This window comes from Variovorax humicola, assembly GCF_037889915.1.
GTDB lineage: Bacteria > Pseudomonadota > Gammaproteobacteria > Burkholderiales > Burkholderiaceae_C > Variovorax > Variovorax humicola.
In genome coordinates this window covers 26,990-42,142 of the sequence record NZ_JBBKZV010000020.1, presented here as the reverse complement: position 1 = coordinate 42,142, position 15,153 = coordinate 26,990, and the positions used below count along the sequence as shown (strand labels likewise).

The 15,153-nt window shown below is 62.9% G+C and carries 17 protein-coding genes; 3 read left to right on the top strand and 14 right to left on the bottom strand.

All coding sequences use genetic code 11. The features are described from left to right. Window positions 1-42 precede the first annotated feature (42 nt). Window positions 43-744 carry a Bax inhibitor-1/YccA family protein gene (locus WKW80_RS24840; protein ID WP_340366245.1) on the bottom strand — a complete coding sequence of 234 codons (702 nt, stop codon included), beginning with the start codon at window positions 742-744 and terminating at the stop codon, window positions 43-45. Between the two features lie 130 nt (window positions 745-874). Here WKW80_RS24840 and WKW80_RS24835 point away from each other — a divergent pair, with 130 nt between their 5' ends. Beyond that, window positions 875-1,282 carry a GlcG/HbpS family heme-binding protein gene (locus tag WKW80_RS24835; protein ID WP_340366244.1) on the top strand — a complete coding sequence of 136 codons (408 nt, stop codon included), beginning with the start codon at window positions 875-877 and terminating at the stop codon, window positions 1,280-1,282. A 171-nt stretch (window positions 1,283-1,453) separates the two neighbouring features. Here WKW80_RS24835 and hemP read toward each other — a convergent pair whose 3' ends face one another. From hemP to bfr, 13 genes are all read right to left on the bottom strand, one after another. Further along, window positions 1,454-1,666, bottom strand: coding sequence for a hemin uptake protein HemP (gene hemP, locus WKW80_RS24830; RefSeq protein WP_340366243.1), 213 nt, complete (start codon window positions 1,664-1,666; stop codon window positions 1,454-1,456). A 96-nt stretch (window positions 1,667-1,762) separates the two neighbouring features. Then, entirely contained in the window at window positions 1,763-2,176 is a 414-nt protein-coding gene (locus WKW80_RS24825) for an ExbD/TolR family protein (RefSeq protein ID WP_340366242.1), read from the bottom strand. 5 nt (window positions 2,177-2,181) lie between these two features. Beyond that, window positions 2,182-2,895 carry a MotA/TolQ/ExbB proton channel family protein gene (locus WKW80_RS24820; protein WP_340366241.1) on the bottom strand — a complete coding sequence of 238 codons (714 nt, stop codon included), beginning with the start codon at window positions 2,893-2,895 and terminating at the stop codon, window positions 2,182-2,184. 14 nt (window positions 2,896-2,909) lie between these two features. Next, on the bottom strand, window positions 2,910-3,590 hold the full coding sequence (locus WKW80_RS24815) for a TonB family protein (protein WP_340366240.1): 681 nt from the start codon (window positions 3,588-3,590) through the stop codon (window positions 2,910-2,912). Between the two features lie 98 nt (window positions 3,591-3,688). Continuing rightward, entirely contained in the window at window positions 3,689-3,961 is a 273-nt protein-coding gene (locus WKW80_RS24810; protein WP_340366316.1) for a (2Fe-2S)-binding protein, read from the bottom strand. Between the two features lie 154 nt (window positions 3,962-4,115). Beyond that, window positions 4,116-4,796: a Fe2+-dependent dioxygenase gene (locus tag WKW80_RS24805; RefSeq protein ID WP_340366239.1), complete on the bottom strand. Its 681-nt coding sequence runs from the start codon at window positions 4,794-4,796 to the stop codon at window positions 4,116-4,118. 87 nt (window positions 4,797-4,883) lie between these two features. Continuing rightward, window positions 4,884-7,259 (bottom strand): catecholate siderophore receptor Fiu, encoded by a 2,376-nt coding sequence (locus tag WKW80_RS24800; RefSeq protein WP_340366238.1) that lies wholly within the window; start codon window positions 7,257-7,259, stop codon window positions 4,884-4,886. A gap of 226 nt (window positions 7,260-7,485) precedes the next feature. Beyond that, window positions 7,486-8,847 carry a sulfite reductase subunit alpha gene (locus WKW80_RS24795; protein ID WP_340366237.1) on the bottom strand — a complete coding sequence of 454 codons (1,362 nt, stop codon included), beginning with the start codon at window positions 8,845-8,847 and terminating at the stop codon, window positions 7,486-7,488. Then, complete coding sequence (locus WKW80_RS24790; protein ID WP_340366236.1) at window positions 8,838-9,737, bottom strand: FAD:protein FMN transferase; 900 nt, start codon at window positions 9,735-9,737, stop codon at window positions 8,838-8,840. Before WKW80_RS24790 ends, WKW80_RS24795 begins: the two co-directional genes overlap by 10 nt. A 104-nt stretch (window positions 9,738-9,841) precedes the next feature. Beyond that, window positions 9,842-10,636: a DUF4198 domain-containing protein gene (locus WKW80_RS24785; protein ID WP_340366235.1), complete on the bottom strand. Its 795-nt coding sequence runs from the start codon at window positions 10,634-10,636 to the stop codon at window positions 9,842-9,844. A gap of 39 nt (window positions 10,637-10,675) precedes the next feature. Continuing rightward, the gene (locus WKW80_RS24780) at window positions 10,676-11,200 is read right to left on the bottom strand and encodes a DUF2271 domain-containing protein (RefSeq protein WP_340366234.1); all 525 of its coding nucleotides are present in this window, start codon (window positions 11,198-11,200) and stop codon (window positions 10,676-10,678) included. 27 nt (window positions 11,201-11,227) lie between these two features. Continuing rightward, window positions 11,228-11,872: a PepSY-associated TM helix domain-containing protein gene (locus WKW80_RS24775; RefSeq protein ID WP_340366233.1), complete on the bottom strand. Its 645-nt coding sequence runs from the start codon at window positions 11,870-11,872 to the stop codon at window positions 11,228-11,230. 147 nt (window positions 11,873-12,019) lie between these two features. Further along, complete coding sequence (gene bfr / locus WKW80_RS24770; protein WP_340366232.1) at window positions 12,020-12,496, bottom strand: bacterioferritin; 477 nt, start codon at window positions 12,494-12,496, stop codon at window positions 12,020-12,022. Between the two features lie 236 nt (window positions 12,497-12,732). Between bfr and ahpC the strand changes: the two genes are divergently transcribed. Further along, window positions 12,733-13,305, top strand: a complete 573-nt coding sequence (gene ahpC, locus WKW80_RS24765) for an alkyl hydroperoxide reductase subunit C (RefSeq protein WP_340366231.1) — start codon at window positions 12,733-12,735, stop codon at window positions 13,303-13,305. A gap of 79 nt (window positions 13,306-13,384) precedes the next feature. Next, window positions 13,385-14,986 (top strand): alkyl hydroperoxide reductase subunit F, encoded by a 1,602-nt coding sequence (gene ahpF / locus WKW80_RS24760; protein WP_340366230.1) that lies wholly within the window; start codon window positions 13,385-13,387, stop codon window positions 14,984-14,986. Window positions 14,987-15,153 lie beyond the last annotated feature (167 nt).

The window sequence follows — 15,153 nt, the reverse complement described above, 5'->3', positions numbered from 1 at the left end:
GGGCCAAATGGCCCCTTTGCTCTGCTACCCGAAGGGTTGCCTTCAGTCGCGCTCGCCGCCAAAGATGCCCAGGAGCGCCAGCAGGCTCTGGAACACGTTGAACAGGTCGAGGTAGAGCGCCAATGTCGCGCGGATGTAATTGGTCTCGCCGCCATCGATGATCTGCTTCAGGTCATACAGCATGTAGGCCGAGAAGATGCCGATCGCAGCGACCGAGACTGCCAGCATGCCGGCTGTGGAGCCAACGAACACGTTGATGATCGAACCAATGAACAGCACCATCACCCCGACGAACAGGAACTTGCCCATGCCCGACAGGTCGCGCTTGATCACGGTCGCCAGCGAAGCCATCACGAAGAAGACACCAGCCGTGCCACCAAATGCGGTCATGACGAGTTCCGCGCCGTTCTTGAAACCCAGCACCTGCGCGATCATGCGCGAGAGCATCAGGCCCATGAAGAAGGTGAAACCGAGCAGCACCGGTACGCCAGCGGCCGAGTTCTTGGTCTTCTCGATCGCGAACAAGAAGCCGAACGCGCCAGCAAGGAAAACGACCAAGCCGAGGCCGCCGCCAAGACGCAGCGTGATGCCGGTCTGCACGCCAATCCAGGCGCCGAGCACGGTTGGGACAAGGCTCAAGGCCAGCAGCCAGTAGGTGTTGCGCAGGACGCGCTGGCGCTCGGCCTGCGGTAGCGTCTGGCTGTAGCCGGCAGCGACGTCGATGGATGTGACGCGGTCGTTCATCTTGAATACTCCTGGTGGATCTGCAGACTGCAGTTGGGCACATTTTAGAGGGCTGCAAGGGGGTACCGCAAAAACCGCGCCGGCCTGTCGCCGTTATGCTCCAAGGCTCACTTCGCAACCAGCATCGATCATGAATACCAAGTCCTATCTCGAACTTGCCGACGTCAAGGCCATTGCCGCCGCCGCCGAAGCGGAAGCCCTCAAGAACAATTGGGCGGTCACCATCGCCATCACCGATGACGGCGGCCACCTGCTGTGGCTGCAACGACTTGACGGCGCCAACGCACTGTCGGCGCACATTGCACCCGCCAAGGCGCACACGGCGGCCTTGGGTCGTCGCGACAGCAAGAATTACGAAGACATCATCAATGGCGGACGCACGGCGTTCCTGACAGTGCCAGCCCTGCACGCCATGCTCGAAGGCGGCGTGGCCATCGTCAAGGACGGGCAGGTGATCGGTGCGGTGGGTGTGAGCGGCGTCAAGTCGAATGAAGACGCACAGGTTGCCAAGGCCGGCATCGCGGCGATCGGCCTCTGATTCTTCGATTGCCGATAAAGCAAAACGCCGACCCATGGTCGGCGTTTTCATTTGGCGCTTCGATCGTGAAAAAAAGCATGGCTGGTCGGCGGACCGTTGGCTAGCAAAAAACGACCTTCGGAGAATTGCTCTCCTCCAGTCGCCCCACGATGAAACTTGCCGGGGCAGCAGCTATTTGGTCAGGATCAGCTTGCCGAGTTTGGTGGCCTGAAGGCGGTAGAGAGACCCGTTGTGGAGGATGCCGACTGTCTTGTTGCCTTGCAGCAGCGTTGCGCTTTCAACAAGCGGCGCCGGTCGGCTATCGATTGGCGCCGCGCCGCGACCACCCGATTGGTCGAGCGATGGATGGCTCAAGACGGAAAAGGAGGTCAGGGTCGTTTGCATTGCGTAGGTCCTCGCTGAATCAATTTAGTAATGATAATGATTCGCAATACGGCTGTCAATCGCAATGATTGAAAGATGCTGAAGAAAGGGCCTTGACTACTTCACGTCAGGTTCGGTGATGAACCCGATCTTGCGCACGCCGGCTTCGCGTGCCGCCGACATGGCCTTGGCCACGCGCTCGTAGCGCACTTCCTTGTCGCCGCGGATGTGCAGTTCGGGCTGCGGCTCCTTCGCGGCTTCGGCGGCCAGGCGCGGCTCGAGGTCGGCATCGCCGATCTGCTGATCGTTCCAGTAGTAGCTGCCGTCGGCCTTGATGCTGAAAAGGATGTTCTCAGGCTTGGTCAACTCGCGCTCGCTGCTGGCTCGCGGCAGGTCGATGGCGACGGCGTGCTTCATCACCGGCACCGTGATGATGAAGATGATCAACAGCACGAGCATGACATCGACCAGCGGCGTCATGTTGATCTCGTTCATGACCTCATCGGGTTCGTCTTGCGTTCCGAAGGCCATTGCGTTCAGCCTTTCTTGAGCGGCAGGACGGTGGCCGGCTCGCTGCTCTGGACGCGGGCGCCGGTCACGAAATAGGCGTGCAGGTCATGCGCAAAGCTGTTGAGCTTGGTCAGCACGAACTTGTTGCCGCGCACCAGCGCGTTGTATCCGAGCACGGCGGGAATCGCCACGGCGAGGCCCAGGGCCGTCATGATCAGCGCCTCGCCGATCGGGCCGGCAACTTTGTCGATGGTCGCCTGCCCGGCCGTGCTGATGCTCATCAGCGCGTGGTAGATGCCCCAGACCGTGCCGAACAAGCCGATGAACGGCGCAGTAGAGCCAACCGATGCAAGGACGGCAAGCCCGGTTTGCAGGCGCGCCGTGAATTCATCGATGCCATTGCGCAGGCAGCGCGTGACCCAGTCGCTCACGTCCAGCGTATCGTGCAGATGCGCCTTGGTGTTGCGATGGTGTGCGGTGGCCTCGCGGCCTTCGAGCGCAAGCGCGCGGAAGGGGTTCGTGTCGTCCCTGCCGAGCTTGTTCAGCGCGGTGGCGAAATCTTCGCTGTGCCAGAAGTCGGACGACCCGCGCGCCAGGCGCTTGTAGCGGATCACGTCCAGTGCCTTGATGAGAATGACGATCCATGAGGCGAGCGACATGCCGACCAGCATTACCGCGACGCCACGGGTGACGATGTCGCCCTGCGCCCACAGGTTCATCAGGCCAAATTGGTTATCCATGCGTTGCTCCAGATCTACTCGGGTTTCGTGAAATTGATGGGCGCCAGGAAATAGCGCAGTGTTTCTTCACTGGCGCCAGGGCGATTCAGCGGTGTGATTTGCGATTTCAGGACGGCATCGCGGGCCGCATGGTCCAACCGGTCGTAGCCGCTGGACGTTCGGATTTCGGCGCGCTTCGGAAAGCCGGCATTGTCGAAATACACGGCGATGACGACCCGCCCGAATTCGCCCATGCGTTCGCTGGTGCGCGGAAGGATGGGCTTCGGCTCGCGGATGTACTGGACCTGTCCTTCGGTGAGTTCAATCACGCGCGGAGGTGCGGGCGGCGCGGGCGGGGGCGCGGGTGGGGCCGGCGGTGCCTCGACAGGGGCGGCGACCGGCGGTGGCGGCTCCACGGTGCCGGTCGGTGCGTTGGGCGTCGGCGGCGCTGGCGTGCGGATGGCTTGTGGGCGCGGCGGCGGAGGCGTCTTCGTGATTTCGCGCCTTACGGGCGGTGGCGGCGGTGGCGGCGGTTCCACAGGCTTGGGCGGCGCAATCATCTCGCTCAGGATCTCAACCGGGATAACCGCCTCGGCTGCCCTGCGGATCAGCCCGGTCTGGAGGGCCCAAAGCGCGGCGACGTGGAACAGCACCACGCCGCCGGCAATGACAGTATTGCGGGAGAACCCGCTGGGAGCGGAGAAGCGGTCAGACACGATCGATCTTTTTACGAGATTGGGCACGACCTTGTGCCCGGATGCAGCAAGAAACCGCTATTTGCGAAATATCCACCAAGCCGAGCCGGCCACGAAAATCAGGCTGCCGCCGAGAGTTGTGAGGAGTCCCATGCCCTGCTGTCCTTGATGGAGTTGGCAAGCTGGATCACCTGTGCCTCGTCACCGCGATGAATGGCGGCAACCGGATGCGAAATGCTGCACTGCGCGACGAGGTCGCGTGCGCAGCCTTCACACTGGCCACACTGGGTGGCCACGCCGAGTTCGAATTGCACTTCGTCGAATGACATGCCCGCGCGCGCATGACGCGCGATTTCTCGGTCGGACACTCGGCGGCAGACGCAGACGATCATGGCGAAGAAGGCAACTATTGGCTGGCTGTTGGTGGAGACTCGATTATAAATACGAATCTCTCGCATTTGCAATAACAATATAGGCGGCGGGGTTGGGCCCCGAGGTTTTTGCCGGATGCCGGGCAGGCCCGCGACCGGGCGACATCCGACCGATTCAGACCTCGGACCAGAGCCTCAGCAGGTTGTGATAGTGCCCCGTGAGCGCGACCGTCTCCTCGCATTCGCCAATGCGCGCACGCAGCTTTTGAATCTGCTGGTCGAGTTCGAACAGCATCGCGCGCTGGTGGTTGTCGCGCACCATGCTCTGCACCCAGAAAAAAGAGCAGATCCGCGCACCTTCCGTGACCGGATGCACCCGGTGCAGGCTGGTGGATGGGTAGAGGATGAGGTCGCCGGCCGGCAGTTTGACCTCGTGCGTGCCGTAGGTGTCGACCACCTCGAGTTCTCCGCCGTCGTATTCCTCGGGTTCGCTGAGAAAGAGCGTACAGGACAGATCGGTGCGCAACTGCTCGCCCGTCCCGGGCACGGAGCGCACCGCGCCGTCTACATGCAGGCCGTAGTGTTCGCCGCCTTCGTAGCGGTTGAACAGCGGCGGAACAAAGCGCAGCGGCAGCGCCGCAGAAAAAAACAGGTGGCTGCGCGCCAGGGCCGCCAGCACGCTCTTGCCGAGTTCGTGGCTCACGGGCGCGTGCTCAGGCAGTTGGCGGTTGCGCTTGACCCGGGCGCCTTGCTCGCCGACCGTTTGCCGACCGTCGACCCAATCGGTCGCTTGGAGCGCCGCGCGCAGGCCGCGCACCTGGTCCTGGGTCAACACATCGGGTACGTGCAGCATCATTCGGGAGATACCTCGCAAGGAAAAGGCCCCGGTGGTGAAGCCGGGGCCAGAGTGTCGCACCGCATCGGCGCGACAAGTTGCGCCACGTCAGAACGCGACGTTGGCCGTGATGCGCGCAGAACGCGGCGCACCCGGCAAGTAGCGGTAGCCGCTCTTGTTGATGGACGCGACGTACTGCTTGTCGGTCAGGTTGTAGATGTTGAGTTGGATGTCAAGGTTCTTGCTGATGCGGTACGAGGCCATCGCATCGAACACCCAGTAGGCGTCCACGTAGGCCGGCGTGCCGACCGCAGCGTCGTATCCCCGGGTGAGCTTGCCGTTGTAGCGCGCGCCGCCCCCGATCGTCAGGCCGAATGGGAACACGTAGGTGGTCCAGGCGCTGAAGGCGTTCTTCGGCGTGTAGGCGACCACGGTGATCCTGTCCAGTGTGTTGTTGGAGCCGTCGACGCTGGTGTCCTGCGTCGTGAAGCCGGCGCTCACGCCCCACGCGTTGGTGATTGCGCCGGCCAGGCCCAACTCGATGCCCTGAACGCGCTTCTTGCCGATCTGGTAATACAAATTCGGATTGGTTCCGTCTTGCACCACTTCGTTCTTCACGTTGGTGCGGTACAGCGCGGCGGTCAATGAGAGCTTGTTGTTCAGCAGATCCCACTTGGTGCCCGCTTCATAGGTCTCCGCCTTTTGGGGCAGGAAGTCGGTGCGCCCTGTGCTGTTGCCGGCGCCAGCCGCAGCCAGCGCGAAGTTGGAGCCGCCAGGAGGCTGGGCGCCGTTGCTGTAGCCGGCGTAGATGCTGCCGTTGCTGGCCGGCTTGTAGACCAGCCCGATCTTGCCGGTGAGCAGGTTGTCCGACACGCCCAGGTTGGTGGGGACCAGCGTACCCACGGGCAGCGACGGGAAGGTGGTCGCGGTCGAGAGCGTCGCCGCGCTGTAGTCCGTGTTGTAGTGTTCGTAGCGCAGCCCGCCGGTGAGCGACCATTGCTCGTTGAACTTCATGGTGTCGAACACATATCCAGCGACGGTGGAGGTCGTGCCGTCGCTGTCGGCGCCACTGCGCAGGCGGGTGTAGCCCGTCACGTACGGCTGGGGCGCGTAGAGGTTGGCGGCGGGCCAGAAGCCGTTGTTGACCGGGCGGCCGTTGAACGTTGCCGCAGGGCCGAAATAGCCGAGCGCCTGTTGCTCTTCGCGCGTCAGCTCGAGGCCTGCGTTCAGCGAGTGACTGAACGAACCTGTGTTGAACTTCGCGCTGAGGTTGGTTTGGTTCACCAGGATCGTGTTCTCCTGGTTCTTGTTGGTCGGAATATTTCGACTCACCGTCCAGGTCAGCGGATTGGCCGGGTTCGGCGTGGCCAGGAAGCCAGCGGTCACAGCAGGCACCGTACCCGTCGCCGTCAGGCCGCCAGCCTGGAACGACGTCAGCATGTAGTCCTGTGTCGTCTTGCCGTAGCGCGTGGTGTTGCGCAGCTTCAGGTCGGATGTGAAGTCGTGTTCGATACGCGCAGTGAACATGTCCGACTGCACTTTGTCGAAGTCGGAGCTGGTGCCGTAGAAGTTGCTTGAGTCGACCGGCTGTGCAAAGTTCAGGAAGGTGCGGCGGCGCGCGCCGAGCGCGATTGGATCAGGGTTGGTGTAGCCAGGCAGACCGACGGTGGATACGCCGCCGTCCGGAATGTTGTTCTGGTCGATATGCACGTAGTCGAGGTACACGCGCGTTGGCGAATTCAGGCCGAATGCCAGCGAAGGCGCAATGCCCCAACGCTTGTTCCTCACGAAGTCGCGCCCGGCCACGCCGGTGTCTTCGGCCAGTGCATTCAGGCGGAAGGCGGCGCCAATGCCGTTTTCTCCGGTCAGCGACTTGTTCCAATCGATGCTGCCGCGCTTGTAGTCGCCGCTGCCGTAGCCGAGCGAGCCGTAGAAGCTGTCTTGCGTCTGCGGCTTCTTCGCGATCATGTTGATGTAGCCGGTCGGCGCTGTACGGCCGATGTCGACGCCGGCTGCGCCCTTGACCACTTCGACTTGCTCGATGTTGAAGAGGTCGCGCGACACGGTGCCAAGGTCGCGAATGCCGTCGACGAAGATGCTGCTGGAGGTGTCGAAGCCGCGCAGGTAGATCGAGTCGCCGGTGCTGGTGTTGCCGTTTTCGCCAAGGTAGAAGGCACCCGCGCCGGGTGTGTTGCGCAGGGCTTCGGTCAGCGTGGTGGCGCCTTGCTCGCGCAGGATCTGTTCCTTGATCACCTGCACGGTTTGCGGTGTTTCGAGTAACGGGGCGGTGAACTTGGGGTTCGCCGACGTGTCGGCCTTGTAGTCCGCGGCGGCGACACCCTGGACCTGAATTTCTTTCAGTGTGCTGGGCTGCGTCTGGGCGCCGGCGGGCAGGGCAAAGGCGACGAGGGTGGCGGCGGCAACGCTGCCCAACGGGGGAACGGAACGCGCGACCGCGTGCTTGCGACTCTTGATGTACGCCATGAGAAAGGACTCCGATGCAGAAGGGGAAATCGTCTCGACTGGCGGGTCTGGCATTGCGCGGCCACGGGGCGGCAAGCAGATTTGGCTGGGTGAGCGGGGAAGCGGAAGCGCTTCAGCTCAAATGATAACCAATCGCATTCATATTTCGTTCATGTTGCAGCAATTTCCTTACGATTTCGCGTGCTGGCGTTGCCATACAGACACCATGGCGTTTACATGCGCAGTCCTAATACACGTCGCGCCGGTAGCGCCCGGCCGCTACGAGCGCGGCAAACCGATCCGGGCCGGTGACTTGGCGCAACGCCGCATCCACGCCGCTGGCCATGCCTTCCAGGCTGCCGCAAACGTAGATGGCGGCACCGCGATCGATCCATGCAACGACGTCATCGGCGGCCTGAAGCAGGCGGTGTTGCACGTAGAACTGCCCGGGCTGGTCGCGCGAAAACACCATGTCGAGCCGATGCAGCAGGCCGGAGGACTGCCAGGCTTCCATCTCGTCGCGAGCCAGCCAGTCGTGCGCCGCATTGCGCTCGCCGAAAAGCAGCCAGTTGTCGCCTTCGCCGGTCGCGGCACGGGCGCGCAAGTGGCTGAGCAGGCCAGCGAGACCCGTGCCGTTTCCGACCAGCAGCAAAGGCCGCGTCGCATTGCTGCCCAATCGGAAATTGGCGTGGGGCTTGATGCGCAAGGGCACGAGGTCGCCCGGTGAAAGGGCAACGGTGAGCCAGCCTGAGGCAAGGCCGAGCCCGCCGTCTGCGTGCCGTTCCTGGCGTATCAGCAGTTCAATGCCGCCGTCCGTGGGAATCGACGCAATTGAATATTCGCGTGGGCGCGTCGGGTCGTCTGGTGCTTCGATCTGGACCAGGTCTCCGGATTGCCAGGCGGGCAGGTTGCCGGATGGCGGCGTCAGCACAAGGCGGTGGATTTCACCGCCGACGCTGCCCGGATTGAGCAACTCGCGCTTCGACAACTGCCAGTGTGCGAAGGGACGCTTGACTTCTTCTTCGCCGTTCCCGGCAAGTCCCAACCGGCTGTTCCATTGCGCGAGCGCCGAGGGATCGGCATTGTCCATTTCGATCCGCGGGAACTCGCGCGTCGCGCCGTTCGAGTGGAGCCACTCGTCGAGTTGTCGACCGAAGCCGCAGAAGTTCTGGTACTGCCGATCGCCGAGTGCCAACACGGCATAGCGCAATGAGGGCAGGGCGTTGATGCCTGCCATGAGCTTCTCGACGAACAGGCTTGCCCCATCGGGTGCATCACCTTCGCCGTAGGTGCTGGCGACGAACAGGGCGCGTGGGGTCGCGCGCAACATGTCGGCATCGAGTGAATTGAGCGACAGCACACGCACCGGCAGGCCACGTGAATGCAAGGCTCTGGCGGTTTGCCACGCGAGCGCTTCGGATTGCCCGGTCTGCGTGCCGAACAGCACGAGCGCCGGCGACGTGCCATGGCCAGCCAGCGCGTTGGCATCGGCCTGGATGGAGGTACGCCGGCGTCGCTCGCGCCACCAGATCGCGCCGCACAAGGCTGCGTAGCCGAGCACCGTGGCCGCCGCCGCGGCACCGCGAATCGCATCGATGCTCATTGCCATGCGCGCGAGGTGTGCAAGGCCAACCCGTCGTTCGTGCGCTCGAAGAACAGCGCCGCAACGCCGTGCGCGTCGGCAAACGCCAGGCCGTCCGCCAGCCCTAGCACCGTGAGCACGGTGGCCAGTGCATCGGCGTGCATGCATTCGGCGTGCAACACGGTCACTGAGGCCAGTGCGTTGCCGACGGGTTCGCCGGTACGCGGGTCGATCGTGTGCGACCAGCGGCGACCGCTGTGTTCGCGTTGGTGCCAGCGGTCGCCGGAAGTGGCGACGGCAATGTCGGTGAGCGCGATCGTGCGCGAAGGCGTGCTGGCGTCGTCGGGCGCGGCGATCTGCACGGTCCAGGGCGTTCCGCCCGGGCGACGCCCGAGGCCTCGCAGTTCACCGCCGACCTCGACCAGCAAGTCTTCCAGGCCAAGCGCTCGCAAGCCATGGAGGACGCGGTCGACCGCGAAGCCCTTGGCGATGCCGGAGAAGTCCAGCGTCAGGCCACCGGGCTGCGACAGCGTCCGGGCGGTCGGGTTGAATCGAAGGCGCTCCCAGCCACAGCGCGCCTGCACTGCTCGAATGGCTGCGGGCGTTGGCATCTGGACTTCGTCGATCGCATCGGGTCCGAAGCCCCACAGTGCGACCAACGGCCCGATTGTCGGGTCCAGTGCACCTCCGCTGGCGCGTGCCCAGTGCAATGCGCACGCCAACACTTCGGCGAACTCGGGCGCCAGCGTATGCACGGTGCCGGGACGTGCGCGACCATAGAGGCTCAGGTCCGAGTCTTCTTGCCAATGGCTCATCTGCGCGGTCACCTGTGCGAGAGCGGCTTCCACCGCCACGCGAACCGAGGCGAGTGCCAGCATGCGCGGGTTGTCGAAGCGCACCGACCAGGTCGTGCCCATGGTGCGGCCTGCCAACTGGTGCAGCGCGGCTGGATCCGGCCGGCGTGCCGCGGCGACGTTGGCATAGCCGCCCGCGCGCCAAGTCGCAAATGAAGGCCGCGAATTCAGGGCATCACTTCCAGGGTTGCCGCATAGCTCAGGCGGCGCTCTTTCGCCTGCGGCACGGAGGTCTTGTTGTCCCGGGTGTTGACGTCGAGCCAGTACATGCCAGCGGTCGGCCAGGTCACGCTGAACTGGCCCTTGCCGTCGGTCTTGACTTTTAATTCATCGAGCTTGTCGCGGTACTGCGTGTTGCCCGCGGTCACGGTGACGTCAAGGTCTTTTGCGGGCTGGCCATCGAGGTGGATCGTGAAGGTGGCCTTCTCGCCCTTGACCAGGTCGGTCGGGCTGCCTGTGGAGATCAGCTCCAGGCCCTGTCCGATCGGCCTGAGCGGCGAAGGCTTGCCGACCGTCACGAAAGTCTCGATGCGGCCCAACGACTGCGTGATGCTCACTTCCTGTGCATCCCCGGGGATTTCCTTGCCGATGGTCTCTGCGGTGCCGCGCGCACGCTTCTGCTGTCCCGTGGCCTTGTCTTTCCATGCCGCGAAGATGCCGGCGTTGAGGACTGCGATACGGTAAGTGCCTGACTGCACGACGTTGACGTCGAACACGTTGCGCTGCTTCAGCTTGGCTTCGCTCTCGGGCTTGATGTTGCTGCCGTCAGGGGCGGTGATCTGCAGTCCTTCGAGCCGCAATGCATTGTGGTTGGCCACGAACAAGTCGTTCGATACGGCCGCATCCACGGTGACAATATCGCCCTTCGACAGCACGGTGGTCGATGGCAACAGCCACGCGTTGTGCGCTTGGGCGCTGCCCAGTGCCGCTGTGAAGGCGATGGCAAGCAGGGATGTCTTCATGAGTGACTCCGTTGATCTGTGGTGGGTCGAAAGCGCCCGTCACGGCTTGAGTTCGAGCTTGACGGCGCCGAGCTCGTCCTTGCCTGCCGCGGCCAGGGGCTGGGCGGAGGTCGGTGGCCACTGGAATGGAATGCTCACGACCTCGCGGCCACCCTGTTCGCGCGCAGCCTCGACTACGAACTTGTAGGCGCCCGGCGCCAGCTTGGGCAAGGCTGCCGAGCCTTCGTTCGCGTTGATCTGGTGCGTGCCGGCGGGCCTGGTCGCTCCCGTGATGCCATCCACCGGTACCGTCAGTTCTCGTCCCCCGCGGCGCCACCATTGGCGCAGGTCTTTCAGCCACTTGGTACCTTCGCCCTCGGGACTGTTCGTCTTGGTACGGATGTCGTACCAGACGCCGAGCGTGGCCGCGACCGTGTTGTCGGCGCGCTCGATCCAGGCGGCCACATAAGGCCGGTGGTACTCGGCCACATTCAGGCGCGGCACTTCGATGCTCACGCCAAGACCGGCTGCAAAGGCTGGCGCGCCAAACAGTGCGCCGAGCGCGAGGGAATAACGGACGTTCACAAGGCAGCCTCGTTTCTCTTGATGATTTCAATGGATCAGGAGCAGGGCGAGCAGCATCGGAATCACCAGGCCCATTCCGACGATCGGCCAGGTGAAGGGGCGATTGCCCGCGTGCATCTTCAGGATGAACAATCCGGTGATCGAGAAGACCAGCGTCGCCGCTGCAAAGATGTCGATGAACCAGCTCCAGGCGACGCCGGTATTGCGGCCCTTGTGCAGGTCGTTGAAGTAGGAGAGCCAGCCGCGGTCGGTGCGCTCGTATTCGATCTCGCCGTCACCCAGGTTCAGGCGCAGCCAGGCATCCCCGCCGGGGCGGGGAAGCGAGAGGTAAATCTCGTCATCCGACCATTCGGCCTGCTTGCCTGCTGTGTCGATGGCCCAGCGCTCGCGCACCCAGTCTTGCAAATCGGGTGGCAGCACAGCCTTGCCTCTGGCTTGCTGCTTCACTTGCGCAACCTGTGCTTCGAGTTTGGCAAGCAGCGGCCCTTCTACTGTGCCGCGCCGCGCTTGCACGACCGGCCGTGCCTCGATTTGCGCGGAGTGATTCAACGTGAACCCCGTGATGCCAAAGAGCAGCAGCCCGATCAGGCAGACCGCCGAACTGACCCAATGCCACTCGTGCAGGGTCTTGAGCCAGTAGGCTCGGCGGCGGTTATCGGAGGGGCCACTCATCACGCTGAAATCGGGTCCGGAGAAGGGAGGAGCCCTCGATTCTAGCGACACAAATGCGAATGAATGCTATTTACATGTAAAGTCGAGGCGCAAAAAAGGGGCCGAAGCCCCTGTGGCGCATAGCGTATTGCCAGTTGATCCTCGGACTCAGCCGACTTCGCCCATCTGGCTTTGCAGGTAGTTCTGCAGGCCGACCTTTTCCACCAGGTCGATCTGGGTTTCGAGGAAGTCGATGTGCTCTTCGGTGTCGTCCAGGATCTTCTGCAGGAGGTCGCGCGAGACATAGTCGCGCACCGATTCACTGTGAGCGATGCCGGCCTTGATGGTGGCTTGCGCGCTGGTCTCGCTCTTCAGGTCGCACGCGAGGATTTCAGGCACGTCTTCGCCGACGTTCAGCTTGCCGAGGTCCTGCAGGTTGGGCAGGCCGTCGAGCGTGAAGATGCGGTCCATGAGCCAGTCGGCGTGCTTCATTTCGCCGATGGATTCTTCGTATTCCTTCTTGGCGAGCTTGTCGAGGCCCCAGTGCTTCAGCATGCGGTAGTGCAGGAAATACTGGTTGATGGCCGTCAGCTCGTTCTTGAGCTGCGCTTGCAGGTGTTCGATGACTTGAGGGTCGCCCTTCATGATTTTTTCCTTATTGTGAACAGGCAATTGTGCAAGGTGGTTCACCCGTGGTGCAAGGCAAGCCCCCGTCTTTGCGGTCTGCATGCGTTTGATGGCGATAAGCGTTCGCATTGATTGGCGGTAGCCATAGCCTTGGCGGATTCGATTGATAGCTATGTACTATTAAATTGTGATTTTCAATATGTATACTCATGGCTCACCCTTTTCAATTCACGTCTCCATTGCAAGGAACAGGCATGTCTCTTATCAACACCGAAATCATTCCCTTCAAGGCCACCGCGTACCACAACGGCAAGTTCGTGCCGGTGAGCAACGAGAACTTCAAGGGCAAGTGGTCGGTCGTGGTGTTCTATCCGGCAGACTTCACTTTCGTCTGCCCGACCGAACTGGGTGACCTGGCCGACAACTACGCAGAATTCCAGAAGCTCGGCGTCGAGATCTACGGCGTGTCGACCGATACGCACTTCACGCACAAGGCCTGGCACGACACGTCGGACACGATCCGCAAGGTGCAGTACCCCCTCGTCGGCGACCCGAGCGGCCAATTGGCCCGCGCCTTCCAGGTGATGATCGAAGAAGGCGAAGACGCCGGCCTCGCATACCGCGGCACCTTCGTGATCGACCCCGAAGGCAAGATCAAGACCATCGAAGTGCATGACAACGGCATCGGCCGCGACGCCGCCGAACTGCTGCGCCGCGTGAAGGCTGCGCAATACGTGGCCGCCCACCCGGGCGAAGTCTGCCCCGCCAAGTGGACGGAAGGCGCCGAAACCCTCAAGCCGTCGTTCGACCTGGTCGGCAAGATCTAAAGCCCCGCTGGCCAAAGCCCGGGTGCGCTCCTGGCCCCGGGCTTTTTTGCTCCTCCCCGTTCCCGAAAGTGAGATTTTCATGCTCGATGCCGCCACCAAAGCCCAGCTCAAAAGCTATCTCGACCGCGCTACCCAGCCCATCGAGATCGTCGCCTCGCTCGACGACAGCAAGGCGTCGAGCGACATGCTTTCGCTGTTGAAGGACGTGGCTGATTCGTCGGCGCTGGTCAAGCTGAGCGAGAGCCGCGACGACACCCATCGCAAGCCGTCGTTCTCGATCAACCGCCCGAGCGAAAACCACGGACCGCGTTTTGCCGGCTTGCCGATGGGCCATGAATTCACGTCGCTGATCCTTGCCTTGCTGCAGGTCGGCGGCTACCCACCCAAGGTCGAGCAGGCTGTGCTCGACCAGATTCGTGCGCTCGATGGCGATTTCGAATTCGAGATCTACGTTTCGCTCACTTGCCACAACTGCCCGGACGTGGTCCAGGCGCTGAACCTGATGGCGGTTCAGAACCCGCGCATCCGCACCACGATGATCGAGGGCGGCACCTTCCAGCAGGAGGTGAAGGAACGCCAGGTGATGGCGGTGCCGACCGTATTCCTGAACGGTACCGAATTCGGCCAAGGTCGCATGAGTCTGGAAGAAATCCTGGCGAAGATCGACACCAGCGGCGTCGAGCGCGAAGCGAAGAAGATTGCCGGCAAGGAGCCATTCGACATGCTGATCGTCGGCGGCGGGCCTGCGGGCGCGGCATCAGCCGTGTACGCGGCGCGCAAGGGCATTCGCACTGGCGTCGCGTCGGAGCGCTTTGGCGGCCAGGTGCTGGACACCATGGGCATCGAAAACTTCATTTCGATCAAGGAAACCGAAGGACCGAAGTTCGCGCATGCGCTCGAAGAGCACGTGCGGGACTACGACGTCGACATCATGAACCTGCAGCGCGCCAAGGCGCTGGTGCCGGGCAGGGAATTCATCGAAGTTCAACTCGAGAGCGGCGCGTCGCTGAGAAGTCGCTCGGTCGTCATCTCGACCGGCGCTCGCTGGCGCAACATCAACGTGCCGGGCGAGCACGAGTTCAAGAACAAGGGTGTCGCCTATTGCCCGCACTGCGACGGCCCGCTGTTCAAGGGCAAGCGCGTCGCGGTGATCGGCGGAGGCAACTCGGGCGTCGAAGCGGCGATCGACCTGGCCGGAATCGTGGGCCATGTGACGCTAGTCGAATTCGACAAGCAGTTGCGTGCCGATGCAGTGCTGCAGCGCAAGCTCAAGAGCCTGAAGAACGTCGAGGTGTTCACCAATGCGCAGACCACCGAGATTACCGGGGACCAGAAGGTCAATGGCCTGGTTTTCAAGGATCGTGCGAGCGGCGAACTGCGCACGGTGCCGCTCGAGGGCGTGTTCATCCAGATCGGCCTGGTGCCCAACACCGACTGGTTGAAGGGCACGGTCGAGTTGTCGAAGCATGGCGAAATCGTTGTCGACGCCAAGGGCCAGACGTCAGTGCCTGGCGTGTTTGCAGCGGGCGACGTGACGACGGTCCCGTTCAAGCAGATCATCATCGCGGCGGGCGAGGGCGCGAAGGCGGCGCTGAGCGCGTTCGACTACTTGATTCGTACGTCGGCACCGGCGGAAGAATCGGCGCCAGTGCCGGAAATCGCAGTCGAGACGACGTCTTAAATGCGAATCATATAATTGGCGACCCGGGTACTTTTGCCCGATTCACCGCCAGCCAGTCCACGGCGCGCATCCGCGCGCGGTCCAGCGAGCAGTCCTCGACACAACTGTTCTCTGGATCTCACGTGCCTCCTCATTGCGCCCGCGTATTCCGTCTTCGCGCCCTGACC

Excerpts from the sequence above, each read along its gene's own strand:
- WKW80_RS24840 (WP_340366245.1), bottom strand. The coding sequence starts at position 744 with ATGAACGACCGCGTCACATCCATCGACGTCGCTGCCGGCTACAGCCAG.
- WKW80_RS24835 (WP_340366244.1), top strand. The coding sequence starts at position 875 with ATGAATACCAAGTCCTATCTCGAACTTGCCGACGTCAAGGCCATTGCC.
- hemP (WP_340366243.1), bottom strand. The coding sequence starts at position 1,666 with ATGCAAACGACCCTGACCTCCTTTTCCGTCTTGAGCCATCCATCGCTC.
- WKW80_RS24825 (WP_340366242.1), bottom strand. The coding sequence starts at position 2,176 with ATGGCCTTCGGAACGCAAGACGAACCCGATGAGGTCATGAACGAGATC.
- WKW80_RS24820 (WP_340366241.1), bottom strand. The coding sequence starts at position 2,895 with ATGGATAACCAATTTGGCCTGATGAACCTGTGGGCGCAGGGCGACATC.
- WKW80_RS24810 (WP_340366316.1), bottom strand. The coding sequence starts at position 3,961 with ATGATCGTCTGCGTCTGCCGCCGAGTGTCCGACCGAGAAATCGCGCGT.
- WKW80_RS24805 (WP_340366239.1), bottom strand. The coding sequence starts at position 4,796 with ATGATGCTGCACGTACCCGATGTGTTGACCCAGGACCAGGTGCGCGGC.
- WKW80_RS24800 (WP_340366238.1), bottom strand. The coding sequence starts at position 7,259 with ATGGCGTACATCAAGAGTCGCAAGCACGCGGTCGCGCGTTCCGTTCCC.
- WKW80_RS24795 (WP_340366237.1), bottom strand. The coding sequence starts at position 8,847 with ATGGCAATGAGCATCGATGCGATTCGCGGTGCCGCGGCGGCGGCCACG.
- WKW80_RS24790 (WP_340366236.1), bottom strand. The coding sequence starts at position 9,737 with ATGGGCACGACCTGGTCGGTGCGCTTCGACAACCCGCGCATGCTGGCA.
- WKW80_RS24785 (WP_340366235.1), bottom strand. The coding sequence starts at position 10,636 with ATGAAGACATCCCTGCTTGCCATCGCCTTCACAGCGGCACTGGGCAGC.
- WKW80_RS24775 (WP_340366233.1), bottom strand. The coding sequence starts at position 11,872 with ATGAGTGGCCCCTCCGATAACCGCCGCCGAGCCTACTGGCTCAAGACC.
- bfr (WP_340366232.1), bottom strand. The coding sequence starts at position 12,496 with ATGAAGGGCGACCCTCAAGTCATCGAACACCTGCAAGCGCAGCTCAAG.
- ahpC (WP_340366231.1), top strand. The coding sequence starts at position 12,733 with ATGTCTCTTATCAACACCGAAATCATTCCCTTCAAGGCCACCGCGTAC.
- ahpF (WP_340366230.1), top strand. The coding sequence starts at position 13,385 with ATGCTCGATGCCGCCACCAAAGCCCAGCTCAAAAGCTATCTCGACCGC.